Below are 20,216 nucleotides of genomic sequence, written 5' to 3'. Positions count from 1 at the left end.
ATAGATTAGGTTCCAATATTGGATAAAGGAAGATATTTTTAAATTGAAACCCATAACCATTTTGATTTCTTTTTTGAGAGAAGAATAAATAAATCTATAATTTGTTATATAATGTAATAAAGAAATTAATAAGGAGAATATTTTATGTTTAGAAAAAAAACTAATTGGAAGGCAACAGTTTTAAAATTAATAATTTTTTCTGTAGTATTTGGTTTTGTATCAATATTGCTATATTTTAGTTTATTTGCTGGCTTAGAAGGAATAAGTTCGTTGATTGCTAAAAGATTTAATATGGATACGAATACCGAAATAATAAAATCTACAAATTCTACCTTTGGTGCTATGCTGGTGGCGATGGCTACTGTTTATTGGAATTTCGCAAGTAATGAAGATAAAGATAAAAATAAGCTTATAAAAAAGAAAGTTGTAATGCTTCATATGTTGAAAAGAAGGTTTGATAAAATACAAAGAAATATTGAAGATATTAATCGTTTCTTGTTAAATCATAATTTAAATGTTGAATTAAAACAAACGTTTAAAAATAACTTGATTGAAATCAGAAAGATAGAAGATGAAGTTATTGAAATGATTGTTGAAATAGAGGATTTTAATTTGTATGAAAAAAGCAATTTATTTTTTGAAACGATTTATACTGAGGGAGTTTTTGAAACAAAAAACGAGTTGAAAAATTATTTGTTAAAATTAGATGGGAACATAAGAGAATTGAATGAAATAGTATCTCTTGAATTGACATCGCATTTAAATAAATAAGATTATAAAGAATGCGTATTATATAATTTATATAATACATATTTACTTATTAAATGAAATATATTTTCTGATTCCTATGCATTTATGCCTTTAAATTTAAAAAGTTACCTGCGGAATTAAGGGCATAGATTTCTCAAAATAAAAGAAAAGATACCTGGTTGTTTTTTCTAGGTATATAAAAAATATAATAAACGTGAAGTCAAATAAGAGGAAGAGGACTATGATGTAATCCAATTGTTAAACTGATGAAAACCAGTGATAGTATACACACATATGGATATCACTGGTTTTTGGAGTCTAACGATTTATATTTTATTATAAAATTAATTTTGCTGTAACCAATTTCTAAAACGGACATATTGCTTTTGGGAACTATGTATCCAAATTTCTTCCTGTGTTGAATTTATTATCGTCCCTTTAGCAACATATGGATATAATCCTAGATATTCTTGGCCGTTGTAACTATCATCATAGCTGCTTTTTAAAACTGGTAAAATGGCTACTTTTTGTTTAATACCATCAAAGTATCCCAATTCCCAAGGCATCCATAAAGAATGATCTGAGTTTTCTGATATAGCAAAGAACAATGACTTACAACTTTGCATACGTTCTCTTAAAATACCAGCAGTTTCTTTTGAAACTTTTGAGCGATCTAATTGTTTATCTTCAATCCAATCAACATATACAGAATAACCCAAACCTTCAATATAGTTTTTTAATCCTAAAATTTTTCGAGCATCCAAAAAACTGTGAGATAGAAATATATCGTAAATTTTATTTTTATCGTAATTTTTGTATGCTTGTTCTAGTATATTTTTTGCAGCTTGATTTTCGCTAAAATGATAACTTTTTTGAATTGATTTATAAGAATTATTAAGTAAATCGTTTTCGGTGAATAGTGTCAATTTCAGTTCTCCCTTCTCTTTAACAGTATTATTATACTTTATCGTATATATGGATTATTTTATATTTATATGAAAGTTATATATTTTTTATAGATGAGTTTATAATGGAGTCTATTGTAATGATAATCGTTAAAATAAGCTTAATTTTATGCTGAAAATACCGCTTTTTTTATTTATAAATTAAAAATTTTAATCTATTTTTGATTTAGTAATTCATTTAAAAAATTTTAAGAACATACAAACTGTTAAACTTATCGAAGCCATTAATTTTAAACGAAAAAGCTGATATTAATGCTTATATATCTATTTGAAGACTAATTTTATTATGTTTTTAGAAATTTATAATTAATTTACTAATATATTGCGATAATTAGAACCATTTGAATTACAGAAGTGCCACCAACGAGGAAGCAATCAATTAAATAGTAAGTTTAATAATTTTATTAAGAAATTGATTTGTTATACGAAATTTTATTATATGATAAAATATTTATGTAATAAATGTAAATTTGTATATTAGGTAAGGGGAATGAAAATGAATCCAATAGTTGAACTATTTATTAAAGATTTTACAAAAGAAGTTATGGAAGAGAATGCTGCAATTTTTGCAGGAGCGGGTTTATCAATGTCTGTTGGGTATGTTAGTTGGGCGAAGTTATTGGAGCCTATTGCTCAAGAAATTGGATTAGATGTAAATAAAGAAAATGATTTAGTAAGCTTGGCGCAATATTATTGTAATGAGAATCAGGGTAATAGAGGTAGAATTAATCAAATTATCCTAGATGAATTTTCTCGAAAAGTAGATTTAACTGAAAATCACAAAATTTTAGCTCGATTACCAATTCATACTTATTGGACGACAAATTATGATAGGTTAATTGAAAAGGCATTAGAAGAAGAAAATAAGATTGCTGATGTAAAGTATACGGTAAAACAATTAGCTACTACAAAGGTAAAAAGAGATGCAGTTGTATATAAAATGCATGGAGACGTGGAACATCCCTCTGAGGCAGTTTTGATTAAAGATGATTATGAAAAGTATTCTATAAAAATGGATCCGTATATTAAGGCGTTGAGTGGGGATCTAGTTTCTAAGACATTTTTATTTGTTGGATTTAGTTTTACTGATCCCAATCTAGATTATATATTAAGTCGAGTAAGGAGTGCTTATGAAAGGGATCAAAGAAGACACTATTGTTTAATAAAAAAAGAAGAGCGAAGACCAGATGAATTAGAGGCGGATTTTGAGTATAGAGTAAGAAAACAGGAATTATTTATTAGTGATTTATCACGTTTTAATATAAAGACTATTGTACTTAATAATTACAATGAGATTACCGAGATATTACAACGAATTGAAAATAATATAAAAACTAAAACAGTATTTTTATCTGGTAGTGCGGTTGAATATAATCATTGGGAGACAGAACATGCTGAACAATTCATTCATCAGTTAAGTAAAGAATTAATTAGAAAGGATTTTAATATAGTATCTGGTTTTGGACTTGGTGTAGGGAGTTTTGTTATCAATGGAGTTCTAGAAGAATTGTATATGAACCAGGGAACTATAGATGATGATAGACTTATTCTAAGACCGTTTCCACAGGGGAAAAAGGGCGAAGAGCAATGGGATAAATATAGACGAGATATGATTACAAGAACTGGGGTAAGCATCTTTTTATATGGAAATAAAATAGACAAGGGACAGGTTGTTAAGGCTAAGGGTGTCCAATCTGAATTTAATATTTCTTTTGAACAAAATAATTACGTTGTTCCGGTAGGTGCAACTGGTTATATTGCAAAAGATTTATGGAATAAAGTAAATGAGGAATTTGAAACGTATTACCCAGGTGCTGATGCAAGGATGAAAAAATTGTTCGGAGAATTGAATAATGAAGCATTATCAATAGAGGAACTGATTAACACTATAATAGAGTTTGTAGAAATCCTATCCAACTAATCATTACTGATTATTAATCAGAGAGGAACTGTTAAATTATGGCGAAAAGAGTTTTTTTTAGTTTCCATTATCAAGATGTAATTGATTTTAGAGTAAATGTTGTAAGAAATCATTGGGTAACAAAATTAAATCAAAGTGCTGCGGGGGTCTTTGATGCATCTCTTTGGGAAGATGCAAAAAAAACAAGTGATATAGCACTTAAAAGATTAATAAATGGCGGGCTAAACAATACCTCAGTTACATGTGTTTTAATTGGATCTCAGACTTTTAATAGAAGATGGGTGAGATATGAAATTATGAAAAGTATAGAAAAAGGAAATAAGATAATAGGAATTCATATTAATGCTTTTAAAGATAAATATGGAAATATTAAAAGTAAAGGGCCTAATCCTTTCGATTATTTAGGGTATCAATATAGTTCAGACGGCAAACAGTTACATTTGTATGAGTGGACAGGGGGAAAATGGGAGGAATATAAGGATTTGGCACCATATAGGGTGAATCAAATTGCTCCAGAATCACTTAGAGGAAAATTCTATAGTTTGTCATCGGTTTATCGTGTGTATGATTGGGTTGCTGATGATGGATATAACAAATTTTCCTCTTGGGTGAACTAATTAAGTTTTGGATAAAATTATAAATAGAATTGCTATTGGGATTAGATACAAAATGATTAAATAAGAAAAGTACCTATAAAAGTAGGTGCTTTTTTCTTTGTTATATAGAAATTACACATTAATTTATATTTAGGTTATTTTAAAAAGAAAAAGTGATGAATGATGGTATTCTTACAATTAATAGTTACTTATAACTATATGTACATGAAAAACATCTATATTATTTTTAAATATAGATAAATATCTTTCAGTAAGAATGCACCATTCTTCTCTATTTACCTATCCTTATATTTTTTATAATTTATTATGATATAGATATTGATCTAAAGTACTTTATATAAAATTAATAATTGGAATTTTTATGGGGAAGGCGGATTTTTGGTTGTTAATTAACATAATTTTCAAATACTAAAACTCTATATGTTAATATTCGTTATATAATGAAATCAAGCCGTAATCAATATGGTTTCCCCGTTATGAATAATGAGATAATTTATGTTTCCCGTGTATTCGCTTTAAACCAAAAAGAACTTGTAGTGATTCCTACAAGTTCTTTTTTTATTTTCAAATCAACAAAAATCCGAGATGAGTCTTCTCATTTATTCTTAACTAAAAAAATCCATTAATTTAGTTAGTCAATTTTCTAGACATATGCTATTTATCAATTAGCAAACTAATTGGAATTAAATTTCTTAAAACAGGGACACTCTGGATAGTTTTATCTAATTCCTTCAATATCTCCTCCCTCTCATTAGGAGATACTTGCAAACCACCAACTAAACTTTTCCCTTTAAATACAATAGAATCCGCTTTTCCTTGTTTAAATTCAATTAATTGAAATTCATTTTTTGACATCATATAATGATTATTATTTATTGTAAGAGGGGATACAAGCATTCTATTTTTATCTTTATCTAACATAACAAACTCTTTCCCCTTATATTGTACAATTGTATAATCTTCTTTTTTCTCAGCTTTTGTATATCCATATTGAAAGAAAATCCAAGATGAACCTATACCAAATATAATGATTATAATCCCTCTTATTCCCCAGTTACATTGCTTCCAAATATAAGCCAAGGGGTTTCTTCTATAAATAGCAACAATCCCCTTTAAACATAGCTTTAAAAGTCCATTTTTTATTGTTCCTGATTTCAACTTTTTTAGGGAAAGTATGATAAATAAAAATAGTAATATTGATAGTAAGATGAAAAAAAGTACCCATACTCTCATACCTAATAGATTAGCTACATTAAAATTATATGTGGAATGTCAACACTAGACTGGACAATTTTTATAAGGTCTGTTTCTTATATTCCACTGGCGTTAAATAGCCTAGTGTTCCGTGAATTCGAATGTTGTTAAACCAATGAACATAATCATCAAGTTCAAGAGCGAGCTGTTCAAGAGAAGCGAAGTGTGCTCCGTTTGCGAATTCTGTTTTAAACACTTTGAACATCGCTTCGGCCACAGCGTTATCGTAGGGGCAGCCCTTCATACTTAATGATCGTTGAATTCTGAATGTTTCTAAAGCCTCTGAAATCAGTTTATTATCAAACTCTTTTCCTCGGTCTGTATGAAACATCTTGATGTTATGTAAATTTCCTTTAATACTCGCTAATGCTTTATACACAAGGTCTGCTGTCTTATTTGGACCAGCACTGTAACCTATAATTTCTCGGTTGAAAAGGTCCACAAATAAGCATACATAGTGCCATTTTTTTCAACACGGACGTATGTTAAATCACTGACAACTACAGCTAATTGCTCTTCTTGTTTAAACTGACGTTGTAACTCATTTTTGATTGGTGCTTCATTACAGGTTTGTTTATACGGCTTGTATTGTGACACCGTATAATTTGATACAAGTCCTAATTGTTTCATAATTCGACCGATTCGACGTCTAGAAACGACCATCTTCTGTTTCTTTAATTCTACTTTGAGTTTACGAGTACCATAGTTACTACGGCTTTCTTTAAAGAGTCGTTCTATTTCGTTGGAAAGCTCAACGTCTTCTTTTTCATGTGCGTCTTGTTCACGCGGCTTGGCGTGATAGTAGTAGGTACTTTTGGCGATGTTAAGGACGTTACACATTGCTGATACTGAATATTTGTGAGTGTTATTTCGGATCACATCTATTTTCGTCCCATGATCAGCGCTGCTTGCTTTAAAATGTCATTCTCCATCATTAAACGTTGATTTTCTTTACGTAATCTGATTAACTCATTTTCTTCTTCTGTCCGATTTTCTTTAGCAGTAAATGTCCCAGTTTCTTGATGATTCTTAATCCAGCGATCCAACGCAGAAGGCGTTATTTCATATTCTCGACAGATATCTGCACGGGACTTTCCATTTCCATATAGCTTTACTAATTGAAGTTTAAATTCTGGTGTAAAAGTTCGACGTTGACGTGACATAGTAGCACGCTCCCTTAGGTTAGTATGTTAAGTCTACTAGCCCTTATAGTATCTGTCCAACTTAGTGTAGCCGATTCAATGAATCCTTTAATACTAAAAATGGTAGGTAGCCAAGGATTAGCATAAGAAAAATTCCATTTGTAATTGCATTTATAGGAGCAAACTCTTTCTTATCATAGATTGTTCTTATCACGTCTTTAAAATTACCAACTTTATTTAAGTCTGTTTCAATAATTGAACTTGAAAACTCACCTATTTTTGAATAAAATCTTTCTAATTTCACCCTTATAAAAGTTTCTTTTTTAGGAGCATTTTGCCTCGCATCCAGTATGTTAAACATAAAAGGTGCACACCAAATTATAATTCTTGAAATAAAATATAAAACACATACCCTGAGTATCAAAGAAGAAACATCATATACAGAACTAACAATTAAAGGTACATCTAGATCACTTAAACTAATATCATCTATACCATAGTAATCTCTAATTCCCTTTTGAAAAGAATAAGAGAAAAAATAGATGGCTCCTGTGAGAATTGTGAAAATCCATGCAGTATCTTGTAAATAAGATAATCTATCCTTTTGTATTTGCTCACCTTCTTTTTCAATTTGATAATTTTTTCTTTTTATTCTCTTTTTCACCAACACACACCCTATCTAACTAATTCTGTAAAACCCTTCTAATACTTAATAATAGATTTACCAATATAACCCTATCTTTTAATAACATTCTATCATTTGAATCGGCTACACTAAGTTGGACAGATACTATAAGGGCTAGTAGACTTAACATACTAACCTAAGGGAGCGTGCTACTATGTCACGTCAACGTCGAACTTTTACACCAGAATTTAAACTTCAATTAGTAAAGCTATATGGAAATGGAAAGTCCCGTGCAGATATCTGTCGAGAATATGAAATAACGCCTTCTGCGTTGGATCGCTGGATTAAGAATCATCAAGAAACTGGGACATTTACTGCTAAAGAAAATCGGACAGAAGAAGAAAATGAGTTAATCAGATTACGTAAAGAAAATCAACGTTTAATGATGGAGAATGACATTTTAAAGCAAGCAGCGCTGATCATGGGACGAAAATAGATGTGATCCGAAATAACACTCACAAATATTCAGTATCAGCAATGTGTAACGTCCTTAACATCGCCAAAAGTACCTACTACTATCACGCCAAGCCGCGTGAACAAGACGCACATGAAAAAGAAGACGTTGAGCTTTCCAACGAAATAGAACGACTCTTTAAAGAAAGCCGTAGTAACTATGGTACTCGTAAACTCAAAGTAGAATTAAAGAAACAGAAGATGGTCGTTTCTAGACGTCGAATCGGTCGAATTATGAAACAATTAGGACTTGTATCAAATTATACGGTGTCACAATACAAGCCGTATAAACAAACCTGTAATGAAGCACCAATCAAAAATGAGTTACAACGTCAGTTTAAACAAGAAGAGCAATTAGCTGTAGTTGTCAGTGATTTAACATACGTCCGTGTTGAAAAAAAATGGCACTATGTATGCTTATTTGTGGACCTTTTCAACCGAGAAATTATAGGTTACAGTGCTGGTCCAAATAAGACAGCAGACCTTGTGTATAAAGCATTAGCGAGTATTAAAGGAAATTTACATAACATCAAGATGTTTCATACAGACCGAGGAAAAGAGTTTGATAATAAACTGATTTCAGAGGCTTTAGAAACATTCAGAATTCAACGATCATTAAGTATGAAGGGCTGCCCCTACGATAACGCTGTGGCCGAAGCGATGTTCAAAGTGTTTAAAACAGAATTCGCAAACGGAGCACACTTCGCTTCTCTTGAACAGCTCGCTCTTGAACTTGATGATTATGTTCATTGGTTTAACAACATTCGAATTCACGGAACACTAGGCTATTTAACGCCAGTGGAATATAAGAAACAGACCTTATAAAAATTGTCCAGTCTAGTGTTGACATTCCAATTAGTTTTACTGTAGAAATAAAAGTTTCTGTAAAATTTGTGCATCTTTCTCGTATTTATTGTTTTGGAATAACACATTTTTTATAAAATCTGGCTTTATCTTTTATTTTCAATTGCGCTATAAACAAAATTACAAGCATTACCACTATATCAAGATGATAAGTATAAGTAACTACACATAAATAACTACACATAAATAACATTCTAAAAAGGGACATCTTTTCTAAAATATTTAAAGGTTATAAAGAAAAATGAGTTTTACAAAACATACAAAATGTTAAACTCATAAGAACCAGCGATATCATATGATTTTCTTTGGTATTAATGGTTTTTTTCGCTATAAAATGAAAAGAATAAGATTATCAGCTTTACAAAATAAGTTTATAGTTAAGGTAAGTTTTATATAAAATAATTCTCTTTATTTCTCAATTGATATTAGAATATTCGCATTATGTATTTTTTGTACTTTTATTGCATAAATCATTAATCTAATCTCATAATGTATTGAAAAAACAAAGACATTAAAATTAAATATTAATAAAAATACAAAACGTAAAAAATATGTAGAATACTGTCTAATTTATTATATTTTCTCCTCTTTATATAACAATTAATCTATTAGGTGATAAGAATAAAATCTTACAATAGATTATAGGGGGAGAAATTTATGAAGAAAATTTTAGTTGGTGCAATAACAATAGGAATTATACTAGGATCTGGTAGTAGTTTTGCTGCTGCAGATGAGCTTGATAGTATTTCTAAAAATGAAAATACAATTCAATCGATATCTGCTTCAACCACAAAATCAATAACTACGAATCAATTTAATAAAGTTTATGCAGCCATGAAAAAATATGAAGGTACACCGTATAAATATGGTGGGAATAGTCCTAAAACTGGGTTTGATTGTTCGGGATTAATGCAATGGGGATATGGGACACAAGGGATTAAATTGCCACGTACAGCACAAGATCAATATAATAAAACTACACGTATCGCTAGAAGTGCTCTCCAACCAGGAGATTTAGTTTTCTTTAAAGGAACAGTTCCAGGCAAGTCAGGTATCACTCACGTTGGTATGTATATTGGCAACAACAAGTTTTATAATGCTAGTAATTCTGGAGTTGGTGAAGCTAGTTTAAATAGTTCTTATTGGAGTAAATATATTGCAGGATACGGTCGAGTTAAATAAAAATATAAGATTTAATAAAAAGAACTGAAATTCATTTTGACTTCAGTTCTTTTTGATAATTATTTGCTTTAAACTATCAATCTTCAATAATTTATTGAATTTTTCATCTCAGAGTGGAGAAAAATTATAATACAAGAGAAGCAATAAAATAAAATTGGTATATCTGTATGAATAGTTCTTTACAAAGGAAAAAAGTTAAAATCACTTAAATATGCCATGTAAGAAAGTAAAAGCCGCTTACAAAAAAGCCCTTTCCATTGCTACAAAGCAATAGAAAGGGGGAAGTATGATGAGTGATCGTATTGGTGAAGGGTATAAATAATGATATGTTTTCAAAAATATTTTAGCATGTTCATAAAAGAAATGAAGGGGGAAATTTAACCTGATGAAAACCTGTAGAATACTTTGTAAAATTAGTTTTTTGCAGTCTTCTTTAAGGGTTTCGCTTTTTTTATGTCAGCTACTGTTTTAACTACTTTACTAACAGTATTTTAAAAAGAAATTTCTCCCTAAATGAGACCCTGTTGTCCCTTCATCAATCTTATTGTTGAGATAAGAGAATTCTTTCCTTCATTTTTAAAATGATTTCATCAGAATTAATTTTTTTGGCTGATGGAACTCCTAAAATAGCAGAAGCCCCCTCACTGGCATATACTTCTTCTCCATTTTCGTGAGAAACAATAAATAACCCTTGTCCTTCAAATTCAATATATATAATTTTTTTAATTTGTTTTACATTTGTTTGTATAGACCTATAGATTTCATATAAATCTTTACTACGTTTTTCTCCCCCCATACGTATAGGCTCTTGTTCATTTGTAAAAATTAATCCCTCTGGATTGTTTCTATTTAAAATAAACCATAATTTTTCATCTGTGGGCAATAAATATTCAGATAGCTTTTTGGAGTCATTATTTATAATGTTTTGTTGTTGTATTTCATAAACATGGAAAAAAAATGTGGATATTTCTAAAGTTGAATTAGACGTAAAATTATGATTTTGATAAAGTTGCTTGCCGTCTTTTAATAGAGCACTTTTACTATTTTGATAATCTTTTAGTGCTATCTTTTCAGGTGACTCTTTAGAATTATCTGTTGCTTGAGCAATTTTATTCATACTTATTAATGCAATACTTAAAAATACGCCTAAAATTATAGTTCTCGTTATTTTTTTCATAAACTTATTTCCCTCCTTATTTTCATTTAATATCCTCTACTAATACCTTGAACTGTTTCATTCCACCAAAATCTATCGTTATTTTTAAATGATTCAAAGTTATGTTGATAATGATCGCCATACCAAGGATCCATATAGGTAATATAGTTCATATTATTCATACCTTTAAAATAACCATCTAACACAAGAAAATGACCAATATTCCCTCCGTTTTTCCAATTAATTAGTGTAATCATTGGTTTATTGCTATTAATTTGGCTTCTAAACTCATCATAAGAAAGAGTTCCTCTATTAATTGTTGAAGTTAAACCAAAATAAATAAGGCCATTTTGTATTTCTCTAGAAGTAGCTGGATAATTGTATAAGCCTCCCTTTACATATCCTACAAATTGCTGTTGTGTAGTTGGTTGCCCAAAATAGTTTAAAACAGATACTGAAGTACCTGCCCAACACCAATTAGACTGCTGTTGTTTAATGTTAGGAACATTTAGTTTAATAGTTGTTGTAGAATTAGGTGGATTTCCATTTATAAATGCCGAAGCAACATATGCTTTTTTCCCGTTTTTTAAAAAATAAAACCAGCGATTATCTATACTTCCAGTCCAATAATCTTTTAAACCCTCTCCATATTCCCAACCATTGAAGTAAACGGTTTGATTTCCTTGAAGAACATCTATTATATTTCCAGTCGAATCTTTATTATCGCGCACATTTACCCCGATAGGAGCAGTTACACCTGAAAATTCAACTTCTTCGGCAAACACATCATTGACATTAGAAAAATTCCACAGAGATAAAATAAATACAACTATAATTAAAATTCTTTGTGCAAGCTTCATCTTCTCACATCCTCATATGATATGTTGAAAACACTATTAAAACGAAAAATTAAGTTACTTAACTTTTTAAAATTTCAAGTACACACTACTTTTTTATAACCCATGATGTAACGCCCCTTTCATTTTATTTCTATACTATTTTAATTTATTCTAATATCCGCATAATTCCTCTTGAAATTCTAATATGTAAAAAATATGACACAATTAAAATTTGGTTCTCGAATGCTCCCTAGCTAGCAAATAGGAGCATAAAATGTGAGACAGGTAGTCAAATATGGCTGTTATAAGAAAATAGTAGATAGAAAAGGAATCAATCAATAATAAATCATAAAAATACCCCTAGAGAAATCTGCAGTCGTTTTTTATAGCTGAAGTCTTCAAAAACATACCTTCAACTCATTTTTTAGAAATCTACCTTCCGTTCATTAGTTTCAATATTCTGAGTTTGTTTCAGAAATAGACAATACTTTATTTATATAAATATGCAATTATTCATATTTATATAAATATTTTAAAAGTAATTGTATATTTAATTTTGTAATTATATTTTTTATTTTACTTATATTGAAGGGGGAAGATGTATGAAAAAAACTGTTATTACATTACTTGCTGCAGGAACAATGGTAGGTGCGCCTTTTTCAACTGCGTTTGCAGAAGAACAAGCATCTCAAAAAGAAGTAATGGATAAAATGGAAGTGCAACAAAAGAATTGGAATGAGGAACAAGGAAGTCCATCATTTCTTTCAGGTGAATTATCTGATAAGAAGGTAGAAACTCAAAAAGCAGTGAAAGAGTTTTTAGAAGAAAATAAAGAACTATTTAAGGTAAATCCACAGACGGATCTAACACTGAAAGAAGTAAAATCTGATGATTTGGGTATGAAACATTATATTTATACAAGGTCTGTAAATAAAGTACCAGTTGATGGTGCACAATTTATTGTTCATACAGATAAAGAGGGCAAGGTAACAACAGTAAATGGAGATGTTCATCCAGCTGCTGCAGAAAGTTTGAAAGGTAATACAAAAGCAAAAATTACAAAAGAAACAGCTCTTTCAAATGCTTGGAAACATATTAAACTTACAAAAAATGATACCTTAATAAAAGTAGATGGAAATACATTAGATCAAGTAAAAGAAAACTTAGAATCTACAAATGAAAAAGCAGATTTAGTTGTATATGAAAAAGACGGAAAGTATTATCTAACGTTTAAGGTGCAACTGCAATTTATTAAACCTTACGGAGCAAACTGGCAAATCTATGTGAATGCAGAAAATGGATCAATCATAGATTCATATAATGCAGTTACAGACGCAGATAGCCCTCAAAAAGGTTATGGATATGGAGTATTAGGCGATCGGAAAGAACTGAATACAACCTTTGATAGTGTAAAGAGAAAATACTATCTAAAAGACACAACAAAGCCTATGAATGGAGGCTATATTGAAACATTTACAGTAAATCATAGTGATGCAGATTATCCAGTTAACTATCGTCTTCTGGATGATGATAATGCTTGGATAAATAAAGATCAAGGACCTGCGGTTGATGCTCATTATAATGCTGGAAAAGTCTATGACTACTATAAAAATATTCACAATCGTAACAGTATTGATGGAAAAGGGAAAACAATTCGTTCTGGAGTGAATTATGGAGTGGATGTAAACAATGCATTTTGGAATGGACAGCAAATGATTTATGGAGATGGTGACGGACGTGAATTTATTCCGCTTTCTGGTTCTCTTGATGTTGTCGCGCATGAATTAACTCATGCTGTCACACAGTATTCAGCTGATCTTCGTTACGTAAATCAATCAGGCGCATTAAATGAATCGTTCTCTGATGTATTTGGATATTTTGTTGATCCTGCAAACTGGGATTTAGGAGAAGCTGTGTATACGCCTGGTATTTCTGGAGATGCACTTCGTAGTTTATCAAATCCCGAAAAATATGGACAACCTTCTCATATGAAAGATTATCAATACCTTCCAGCAACTGAAGAAGGCGATAACGGTGGAGTACATATTAATAGTGGTATTCCGAATAAGGCCGCATATCTGACAATCAATGCTATTGGTAAAGAGAAAGCAGAAAAGATTTATTATCGTGCATTAACAACTTATTTAACACCAAAAAGTGATTTTAAACAAGCTCGTACAGCTTTATTACAATCTGCAGCTGATTATGATGGCTATGGTAGTGCAGCATATAAAGCAGTAGAAGATGCTTGGAATCAAGTGGGCGTAAAGTAACTTAAAATCTATTTATAATGTTTTTGTGTTTTTAAAATTTAAATCATAAAAGGACCTATTTCTTGTCATATACAAGTAGGTCCTTTTATAGTTGCATTTATATTTATAAATCTTTATAATTAGTATAAATGATATAAAGGGAGAGTCTTATTATGAATATTTCATCAAGTGGAAGCACTCAGGTATTAGATCAAACAATGATTTTGGTAGGACTGGAATCCAATCTAGCAATGATAGAATTTAACTTAGATACAGAGGTAATTTGGGTAAATGATCACTTTGCGCAAGCTTTGGGTTATACAATCAGTGAAATGAAGAACATGGTACATAAACAATTTTGTCCCCATAATTTTGTAAATAGTAGTGAATATAATCAGTTATGGGAGAATTTAAAAAAGGGAATTAAGTTTCAAAAGAAAATTCAGAGAGTTGATAAAAAAGGCAATTTAACTTGGTTTGAGGCTACCTATATTCCAATTAAAAATGAACAAGGAGTAGTAGATGCTGTACTAAAAATTGCAACAGATATTACAAATCGTGAAAATCAAACAAGAGAAGTTGTTTCACATTTAAAGAATTTATCTGTTGATTTAGGAAGTAAGGTAGACATTAATTCTAAGGAAAATATGAAAGCGTTACAATCTTTAAAAGAACAGATTAATTTAGTCAGTGAAATCGCTCAAATGATTAAGGACATTTCTTCCCAAACTAATATTTTATCTTTAAATGCAGCAATTGAAGCGGCAAGAGTAGGAGAACATGGACGTGGATTTGCAGTAGTAGCAGAAGAGGTAAGAAGATTGGCCAGTAATGTTGATGGTGCAATAAAAAAAATAAATTTAAATGTAGAGAGTATCACAAATGGTGTAACTATTGTTAGGAATGTGACTGAAAAATTGCAAAGAGAAGTGATTAATAATCAAACTGAAATTAGTAATACGATGGAAAAGTTCGAAAATATTGTTGGGTAAATGTAATTATAAATAACGACCTTTTGAAGTTAAGTTATAAATTCTATATAAAAAAGAAAGCCATATCTTATATGCCTTTCAAGTGATTACTATTTTCTAAAGAGGGATGAAAGCTTAGGTATATAATGGCTAAATAATTTTTTTGCATATTTTGTTGGTAATAGAGCATGATATTACCAAATTCAACGGAGGTGTTTAAAAAATGCAAATTCGCGAAAATAATAATTCAAACGAAATTTTAATAGCAGCTGCAGCAAGTGCAATTGAACAAATGAAATATGAAATTGCTCAGGAGTTTGGTGTTACACTTGGACCGGATTCAACAGCAAGAGCAAATGGTTCAGTAGGTGGAGAAATTACAAAACGTTTAGTTCGTATGGCGCAAGAGCAGTTATCTGGTCAATATAAAATTCACTAAAGTTAAAGGTATATCCCATTCAAGGGATATACCTTTTTAATTTGCTTTTAAAGAGGGCTGTTCAATTTTTTATTGTTGGTTTAGTTTAGACACTGCAAATTTAGCTGTGTAATTCATTTTCTTCATGTAAGAAGAATTTACTCCTGCTTGAAATTGAACGGAAATATTACCATCTTTTTGTGCTTTGAAGACGCGACCGTATGGTGAATTAGCATTGTATGTGCCAATTACTTGATTATCTGCATCAAAGACTGTATAAGAAATTGGGAACCCTGAATTTTGTACAAAGACTGTAAGCTCTTCCCCTTTATTAAGATTAAATGATTCTTTTTGAGAAACTTCATAGGAACTCATAGAGTAATATTTTGTAACTTCTTGAATATCTAAATTTGTAGTTGCCGCACTCGCTTTAGGTGCCTCTGCTCCTGGTAAGTTCATACCTGATAGTACTGCAATTCCTAATGCCCCTGCTAAAATAACTTTTTTCATAATGCTAGTTCCTCCTTTAATATACTGTGAGATTTGAAACCGGAGTGAAAATATCACTCCTTGAAACCATTATAGTTACAATGAGAATGATTTTCAATGAGATTTGATATGTAATTCTGCATACATAAGGTGTCGATATAGGGTAATCTATCCGAAGTTTAAAGTATTCTTAAAGAAGGAGAGGACAATTTTTCAAAACTATGAATGAGATGGTGGCTGGTTTTTATATACGTTGGTTCTATAAGTAAATATTTTGTTGTTTTCTATCGTGCATTGTATATAATGTAAATAAACATTCAAATGTTGATAAAGTTGTATAATATGGAATTATTAAACAAAATTAAATGATTATATGCTATAATAAAGCTGCAATAAGGTTCAACATCCTAATCTTATTGTGTATATTTAACCTATGTATGTCGTTTGTATAAAAAATAAGAAGTCTCTCAAAAAGAGGCTTCTTATTTTTTTGATAGAGGGGGAATACGGATGATGGATTATTATCAAATTTTTTTATTTACGATGGCATGTATTGCCTTGTTTTTTTATATACTACATGCTGGGAAACCAACAAAAAGAAATAAATGGAAATTTATTGGTGTAATATTTTTATTTTTCCTTTTAAATTATTTATTTCTTAAATTCCTATAGGTAAATGTAAGAGGAAATATGTTTGTTGCTCTAAAATTACAGTAAGAAGAACTTTTAAGACAAAAGAGAGCTACAGGAAAAAGTCCAATAACTGTCATAATTTTTGTGCGAGTTTAATAAATTGATATGCGATAATTTAACTATAGGGTTATTTGAATGTGATAAAGGTAAATGAATAATTGAGTATGAAATTATAAGGTTTTGTATTCAATTGTTAATTTTAGTTATACGTGTTTAGCCTTCACTTACATTCATGCTCTTAATATAGTAAGAAATTCAATAGGAGGGGACTAGTAGTATGAATAAAAAAATTTTAGGGCAGTTTAGAAAAATGGCTACAAATAAAAAAGGATTAAGTGCTGCTGCAGTAGCAGTGGGAATTATGAGTACAACTCTTATTCCTCAAAATGCCTATGCACATGGGTTTGTTGAAAAGCCAGGTAGCCGTGCAGCTTTATGCAGTCAAAATTATGGGGCGCTAAATTCAAATTGTGGAAATATAATGTATGAACCACAAAGTTTAGAAGCTCCTAAAGGATTCCCACAGGGTGGACCAGCAGACGGGAAAATTGCTTCAGCAGGAGGCCTGTTTGGTGGGATTCTTGATCAACAAACAGCTGATCGATGGTTTAAGAATACGATTAAAGGCGGAGAAAACACCTTTACTTGGAAATACACAGCTCCTCATTCAACAAGTCAATGGCACTATTACATCACGAAAAAGGGATGGAATCCAAATAACCCTTTAACAAGAGCAGATTTTGAGCCAATTGGTACTGTAAAGCACGATGGTTCTAAAGCATCTAATAATTTATCACATAAAATCAATGTACCAACTGATCGCAGTGGGTACCATGTTATTTTAGCTGTTTGGGATGTAGCTGATACTGTAAACGCTTTCTATAATGTAATCGATGTGAATCTAATAAATGATGAAAAACCAGATACAGAAGCACCAGCTCAGCCATCTGGACTACAAGTAGTAAAAACTACCTCAAATAGTGTAGAACTTAATTGGAAACCCGCAACAGACAATGTAGGAGTGAAAGAATATCAAGTGCTACGTAATGGAGAACTAATTAATACTGTAGTCGGTACAAGTGTAATTGATAAAAAATTAAACCCAAACACAGAATATACGTATACAGTAAGAGCAGTAGATGCTGCAGGAAATATATCTGAGAAAAGTGAAGCATTAGTTATTAAAACAACAGAGGAAAAACCAGATACAGAAGCACCAACTCAACCTAAAGGATTACACAGTATGGGAACTACTACGAGTAGTATTGATTTAATGTGGAGTCCATCGGAGGATAATGTAGATGTGAGCCATTATATTGTATACAGAGAAGTTGGAGGGGCCATGAAAGAAATAGGTACTGCTAATACAACTTCATTTATGGACAAAGATTTGCAAGCGAATACAGCATATAAGTATGTAGTATCTGCTGTCGATACATCTGGTAATGAATCAATGAAAAGTGATGCCATCACAGTTACTACAAAAGGACAAGAAAACTCTTATGAACAATGGGATGCGCGTAAAGCGTATAAAGCAGGAGATAGAGTAGTTCATGAGGATAAGGTGTATGAGGCAGTTCAGAGTTATCAAGGGAATGGGGATCCAAATTGGATTTTTGCATTGTCATTATGGAAAGAAGTAAACTAATGATGGCAATAGTGAATCCCTTTAATTTTTAATAGAGTATATAAGATAATGTTTAGTTATTCCATATAGTACTGTTGGGAATCAGTATTGTATGAAAAATGTAACGTTTAGGAGCTAATTTGAGTAGGAAAAATAGAAAAGATGAAGTTTATAAAAGAAAATAGAGAAGAGCATTTTCGTGAATTAATTGCTAGTAGCTAGCAGGAAATTGCAAAAAGAAGAGTTAATCAAAAATTAACTCTTCTTTTTATTTAAAATTAAAATTAATTTCTATACCCGTTATACCACAGTTTATTAATTAGATTGTGCATAAGATCAATTTTTACTATAAAAGAGATTTAAATGGGGATAAATTAGCATTCGTAAACCAAATTTTACAGAAAAATAGCTCTTCTTATAAAAGGTGTTTCTAATAATTATTTTGGGATTATACATTTAAAATTAGGTGATAAACTAATTCGGAGAAGTAAAAGTGATAAAACGCATTTTATTCGTTTGTATTATTTTGGTTTTGGATAATGATTGTAGTATGAGGGTCTAATGAATTTTTAATAGACATTTGTTAATTTAGCATCTCTAAATGGAGAAGTGTAAAAGAGACTTAATTACATTAAAAGAGGCATACATATTATTAGGGTTAACTAAAAAACGAAATATAAAGGATATCTTAGGTTAGAAAAATTAAAAAGCCTTGTCATTATAGACAGGGCTTTCAAAAAAGGGACACAATTGACAACTGAAGGTGACTCTATATTACCATTTTTGGTATTTTAATTCCAGGTATCCATGTTGAGAAATAAAATGATTATTTTGTAGAGTGTGAGATAGGAGATACTGCTTATCAATTTTTCAGGAAAGGAAGGCAAAAGCAGAATTTTTTATTTGCTTTAACCAAAGGGTAGGAGAAGTGCTTTTATTTAGTAAATCGTGTTAATCATAGATTAATGTTATGTAAAAAAACTGTTTTCAGGATAGATGTCCTTTTTGTTTTAAGAAGAAAAAATATTTTCTCAACAGGACAAATCGTAATCATCTATAAGTACTATTTATAAGGATAATAAGAAAAATAGAAATTAATAATAAAGGAGAATGCGAAATGAAAACAGTAGTAACTGATAAAGATCTAGTTGAAATCCGCGAAGAAGACGTAGATGTTTTAAAAGTAATGGCACATCCAGTTCGATTACAAATTGTAAGTGAATTAATGCACCATAAAATGTGTAATGTTACGCAGTTAACGGAAATATTAAAACTCCCACAATCTACTGTTTCACAGCATCTATCAAAATTAAGGAGAACCGTACTTCGTGCAGAAAGAAAGGGATTAGAGATGCATTATTATATAGATAATACTAAAGCTCGTCAGATTGTAGAAATTTTAGGTTTTTAGGTTAATAATATGTGAAACGTTTCCCGTCATAAAGCAGGAAACGTTTCTTGTATGTTTAACAAATTGTACACATTAAAAAAAATAAAGCTAAGAAAGCGAGATGTCTAGAATATTTAATAAGGGATACACATGTAAAATTGCATACTATCTATTCCCGATAATTAAATAGAAGTGTAACTATAAAGATTATATTTAATAGATATTGAAAACATCTATTCTCATAGGATAAAAATGGAGGTGAAGGTAGGTTACCTGATAGCTAGTGGTGTTAATCACAATGGCGTAAATGTCCAAGGTGTTGGAGAAGATAAGATGTTTGATATCTTCTATTATGCGAATACAGATGAATTAAATATGATTTTTGACTTTAAAGAATTAAAAGAGGGTTGTATTCGTGTAGCAACAAACTTATATGGTAGAAATTCATCTGAAGTACAAGCTGTCCAACAAGCTTTTAAAGCAGCTTATATTTAATTTCTATATAGAGTAAAGTGTCAGCTCTTATATACTGTTACGTATAAAAAACG

Annotated in this window: 16 protein-coding genes and 3 pseudogenes; 12 read left to right on the top strand and 7 right to left on the bottom strand. The window is 30.5% G+C overall.

Features of this window, described 5'->3' with window-relative positions; genetic code table 11:
- Window positions 1-144 precede the first annotated feature (144 nt).
- Window positions 145-771 carry a hypothetical protein gene (locus QCI73_RS29140; protein ID WP_000488710.1) on the top strand — a complete coding sequence of 209 codons (627 nt, stop codon included), beginning with the start codon at window positions 145-147 and terminating at the stop codon, window positions 769-771.
- 323 nt (window positions 772-1,094) lie between these two features.
- On the opposite strand, the gene QCI73_RS29135 is transcribed toward QCI73_RS29140, so the two are convergent.
- Window positions 1,095-1,676: a toll/interleukin-1 receptor domain-containing protein gene (locus tag QCI73_RS29135; protein WP_000171970.1), complete on the bottom strand. Its 582-nt coding sequence runs from the start codon at window positions 1,674-1,676 to the stop codon at window positions 1,095-1,097.
- A gap of 529 nt (window positions 1,677-2,205) precedes the next feature.
- Here QCI73_RS29135 and thsA point away from each other — a divergent pair.
- The gene (thsA, locus tag QCI73_RS29130; protein WP_002078322.1) at window positions 2,206-3,636 is read left to right on the top strand and encodes a Thoeris anti-phage system NAD(+) hydrolase ThsA; all 1,431 of its coding nucleotides are present in this window, start codon (window positions 2,206-2,208) and stop codon (window positions 3,634-3,636) included.
- 38 nt (window positions 3,637-3,674) lie between these two features.
- Window positions 3,675-4,253, top strand: coding sequence for a Thoeris anti-phage system ThsA activator ThsB (gene thsB, locus QCI73_RS29125; RefSeq protein WP_001129548.1), 579 nt, complete (start codon window positions 3,675-3,677; stop codon window positions 4,251-4,253).
- A gap of 654 nt (window positions 4,254-4,907) precedes the next feature.
- On the opposite strand, the gene QCI73_RS29120 is transcribed toward thsB, so the two are convergent.
- The 3 genes and pseudogenes from QCI73_RS29120 to QCI73_RS29110 all read right to left on the bottom strand — a co-directional run bounded on the left by QCI73_RS29120 (window position 4,908) and on the right by QCI73_RS29110 (window position 7,313).
- The gene (locus tag QCI73_RS29120) at window positions 4,908-5,333 is read right to left on the bottom strand and encodes a hypothetical protein (RefSeq protein ID WP_000323497.1); all 426 of its coding nucleotides are present in this window, start codon (window positions 5,331-5,333) and stop codon (window positions 4,908-4,910) included.
- 214 nt (window positions 5,334-5,547) lie between these two features.
- Window positions 5,548-6,670 (bottom strand): annotated as a pseudogene (locus QCI73_RS29115) (IS3 family transposase).
- 61 nt (window positions 6,671-6,731) lie between these two features.
- Window positions 6,732-7,313: a hypothetical protein gene (locus tag QCI73_RS29110; RefSeq protein ID WP_000746026.1), complete on the bottom strand. Its 582-nt coding sequence runs from the start codon at window positions 7,311-7,313 to the stop codon at window positions 6,732-6,734.
- Between the two features lie 175 nt (window positions 7,314-7,488).
- On the opposite strand from QCI73_RS29110, the gene QCI73_RS29105 reads away from it, so the two are divergent.
- Together QCI73_RS29105 and QCI73_RS29100 are read left to right on the top strand one after the other, a co-directional pair.
- Window positions 7,489-8,612 (top strand): IS3 family transposase gene (locus QCI73_RS29105; protein ID WP_085964333.1). Its coding sequence is split into 2 segments (ribosomal slippage): window positions 7,489-7,735 and window positions 7,735-8,612, totalling 1,125 coding nucleotides; the frame shifts between segments, so codons are not numbered across the junction.
- A 696-nt stretch (window positions 8,613-9,308) separates the two neighbouring features.
- Window positions 9,309-9,833 (top strand): C40 family peptidase, encoded by a 525-nt coding sequence (locus QCI73_RS29100; RefSeq protein ID WP_000722981.1) that lies wholly within the window; start codon window positions 9,309-9,311, stop codon window positions 9,831-9,833.
- Between the two features lie 541 nt (window positions 9,834-10,374).
- Here the strand turns inward: QCI73_RS29100 and QCI73_RS29095 are convergent.
- Complete coding sequence (locus tag QCI73_RS29095) at window positions 10,375-11,010, bottom strand: hypothetical protein (protein ID WP_000724525.1); 636 nt, start codon at window positions 11,008-11,010, stop codon at window positions 10,375-10,377.
- A gap of 26 nt (window positions 11,011-11,036) precedes the next feature.
- The gene (locus QCI73_RS29090) at window positions 11,037-11,849 is read right to left on the bottom strand and encodes a papain-like cysteine protease family protein (protein WP_000761924.1); all 813 of its coding nucleotides are present in this window, start codon (window positions 11,847-11,849) and stop codon (window positions 11,037-11,039) included.
- Window positions 11,850-12,430: 581 nt separating this feature from the next.
- Here QCI73_RS29090 and QCI73_RS29085 point away from each other — a divergent pair.
- The 4 genes and pseudogenes from QCI73_RS29085 (at window position 12,431) to QCI73_RS29075 (ending at window position 15,490) form a co-directional block, all read left to right on the top strand.
- The gene (locus tag QCI73_RS29085) at window positions 12,431-14,101 is read left to right on the top strand and encodes a M4 family metallopeptidase (RefSeq protein ID WP_000754406.1); all 1,671 of its coding nucleotides are present in this window, start codon (window positions 12,431-12,433) and stop codon (window positions 14,099-14,101) included.
- 152 nt (window positions 14,102-14,253) lie between these two features.
- Window positions 14,254-14,646 (top strand): annotated as a pseudogene (locus QCI73_RS30920) (PAS domain-containing protein); the annotation flags it as partial.
- Window positions 14,629-15,072: a methyl-accepting chemotaxis protein gene (locus tag QCI73_RS30915; RefSeq protein ID WP_373452618.1), complete on the top strand. Its 444-nt coding sequence runs from the start codon at window positions 14,629-14,631 to the stop codon at window positions 15,070-15,072. The pseudogene QCI73_RS30920 and the gene QCI73_RS30915, both read left to right, overlap by 18 nt.
- A gap of 202 nt (window positions 15,073-15,274) precedes the next feature.
- Window positions 15,275-15,490, top strand: coding sequence for an alpha/beta-type small acid-soluble spore protein (locus tag QCI73_RS29075; RefSeq protein WP_001167047.1), 216 nt, complete (start codon window positions 15,275-15,277; stop codon window positions 15,488-15,490).
- Window positions 15,491-15,559: 69 nt separating this feature from the next.
- On the opposite strand, the gene QCI73_RS29070 is transcribed toward QCI73_RS29075, so the two are convergent.
- On the bottom strand, window positions 15,560-15,979 hold the full coding sequence (locus QCI73_RS29070; RefSeq protein ID WP_000755783.1) for a hypothetical protein: 420 nt from the start codon (window positions 15,977-15,979) through the stop codon (window positions 15,560-15,562).
- A 949-nt stretch (window positions 15,980-16,928) separates the two neighbouring features.
- On the opposite strand from QCI73_RS29070, the gene QCI73_RS29065 reads away from it, so the two are divergent.
- The 3 genes and pseudogenes from QCI73_RS29065 to QCI73_RS29055 form a co-directional block, all read left to right on the top strand.
- Window positions 16,929-18,299: a lytic polysaccharide monooxygenase gene (locus QCI73_RS29065; protein ID WP_001035089.1), complete on the top strand. Its 1,371-nt coding sequence runs from the start codon at window positions 16,929-16,931 to the stop codon at window positions 18,297-18,299.
- A 1,096-nt stretch (window positions 18,300-19,395) separates the two neighbouring features.
- Complete coding sequence (locus tag QCI73_RS29060) at window positions 19,396-19,689, top strand: ArsR/SmtB family transcription factor (RefSeq protein WP_000860322.1); 294 nt, start codon at window positions 19,396-19,398, stop codon at window positions 19,687-19,689.
- Between the two features lie 240 nt (window positions 19,690-19,929).
- Window positions 19,930-20,163: pseudogene (locus QCI73_RS29055) on the top strand (M4 family metallopeptidase); the annotation flags it as partial.
- Between the last annotated feature and the right edge of the window lie 53 nt (window positions 20,164-20,216).

It is taken from the genome of Bacillus cereus group sp. MG16, from assembly GCF_040459875.1.
GTDB classification, from domain to species: Bacteria; Bacillota; Bacilli; order Bacillales; family Bacillaceae_G; genus Bacillus_A; species Bacillus_A paranthracis.
The sequence above is the reverse complement of the archived record's forward strand: the minus strand, read 5'-3'. Positions and strand labels throughout refer to the sequence as shown.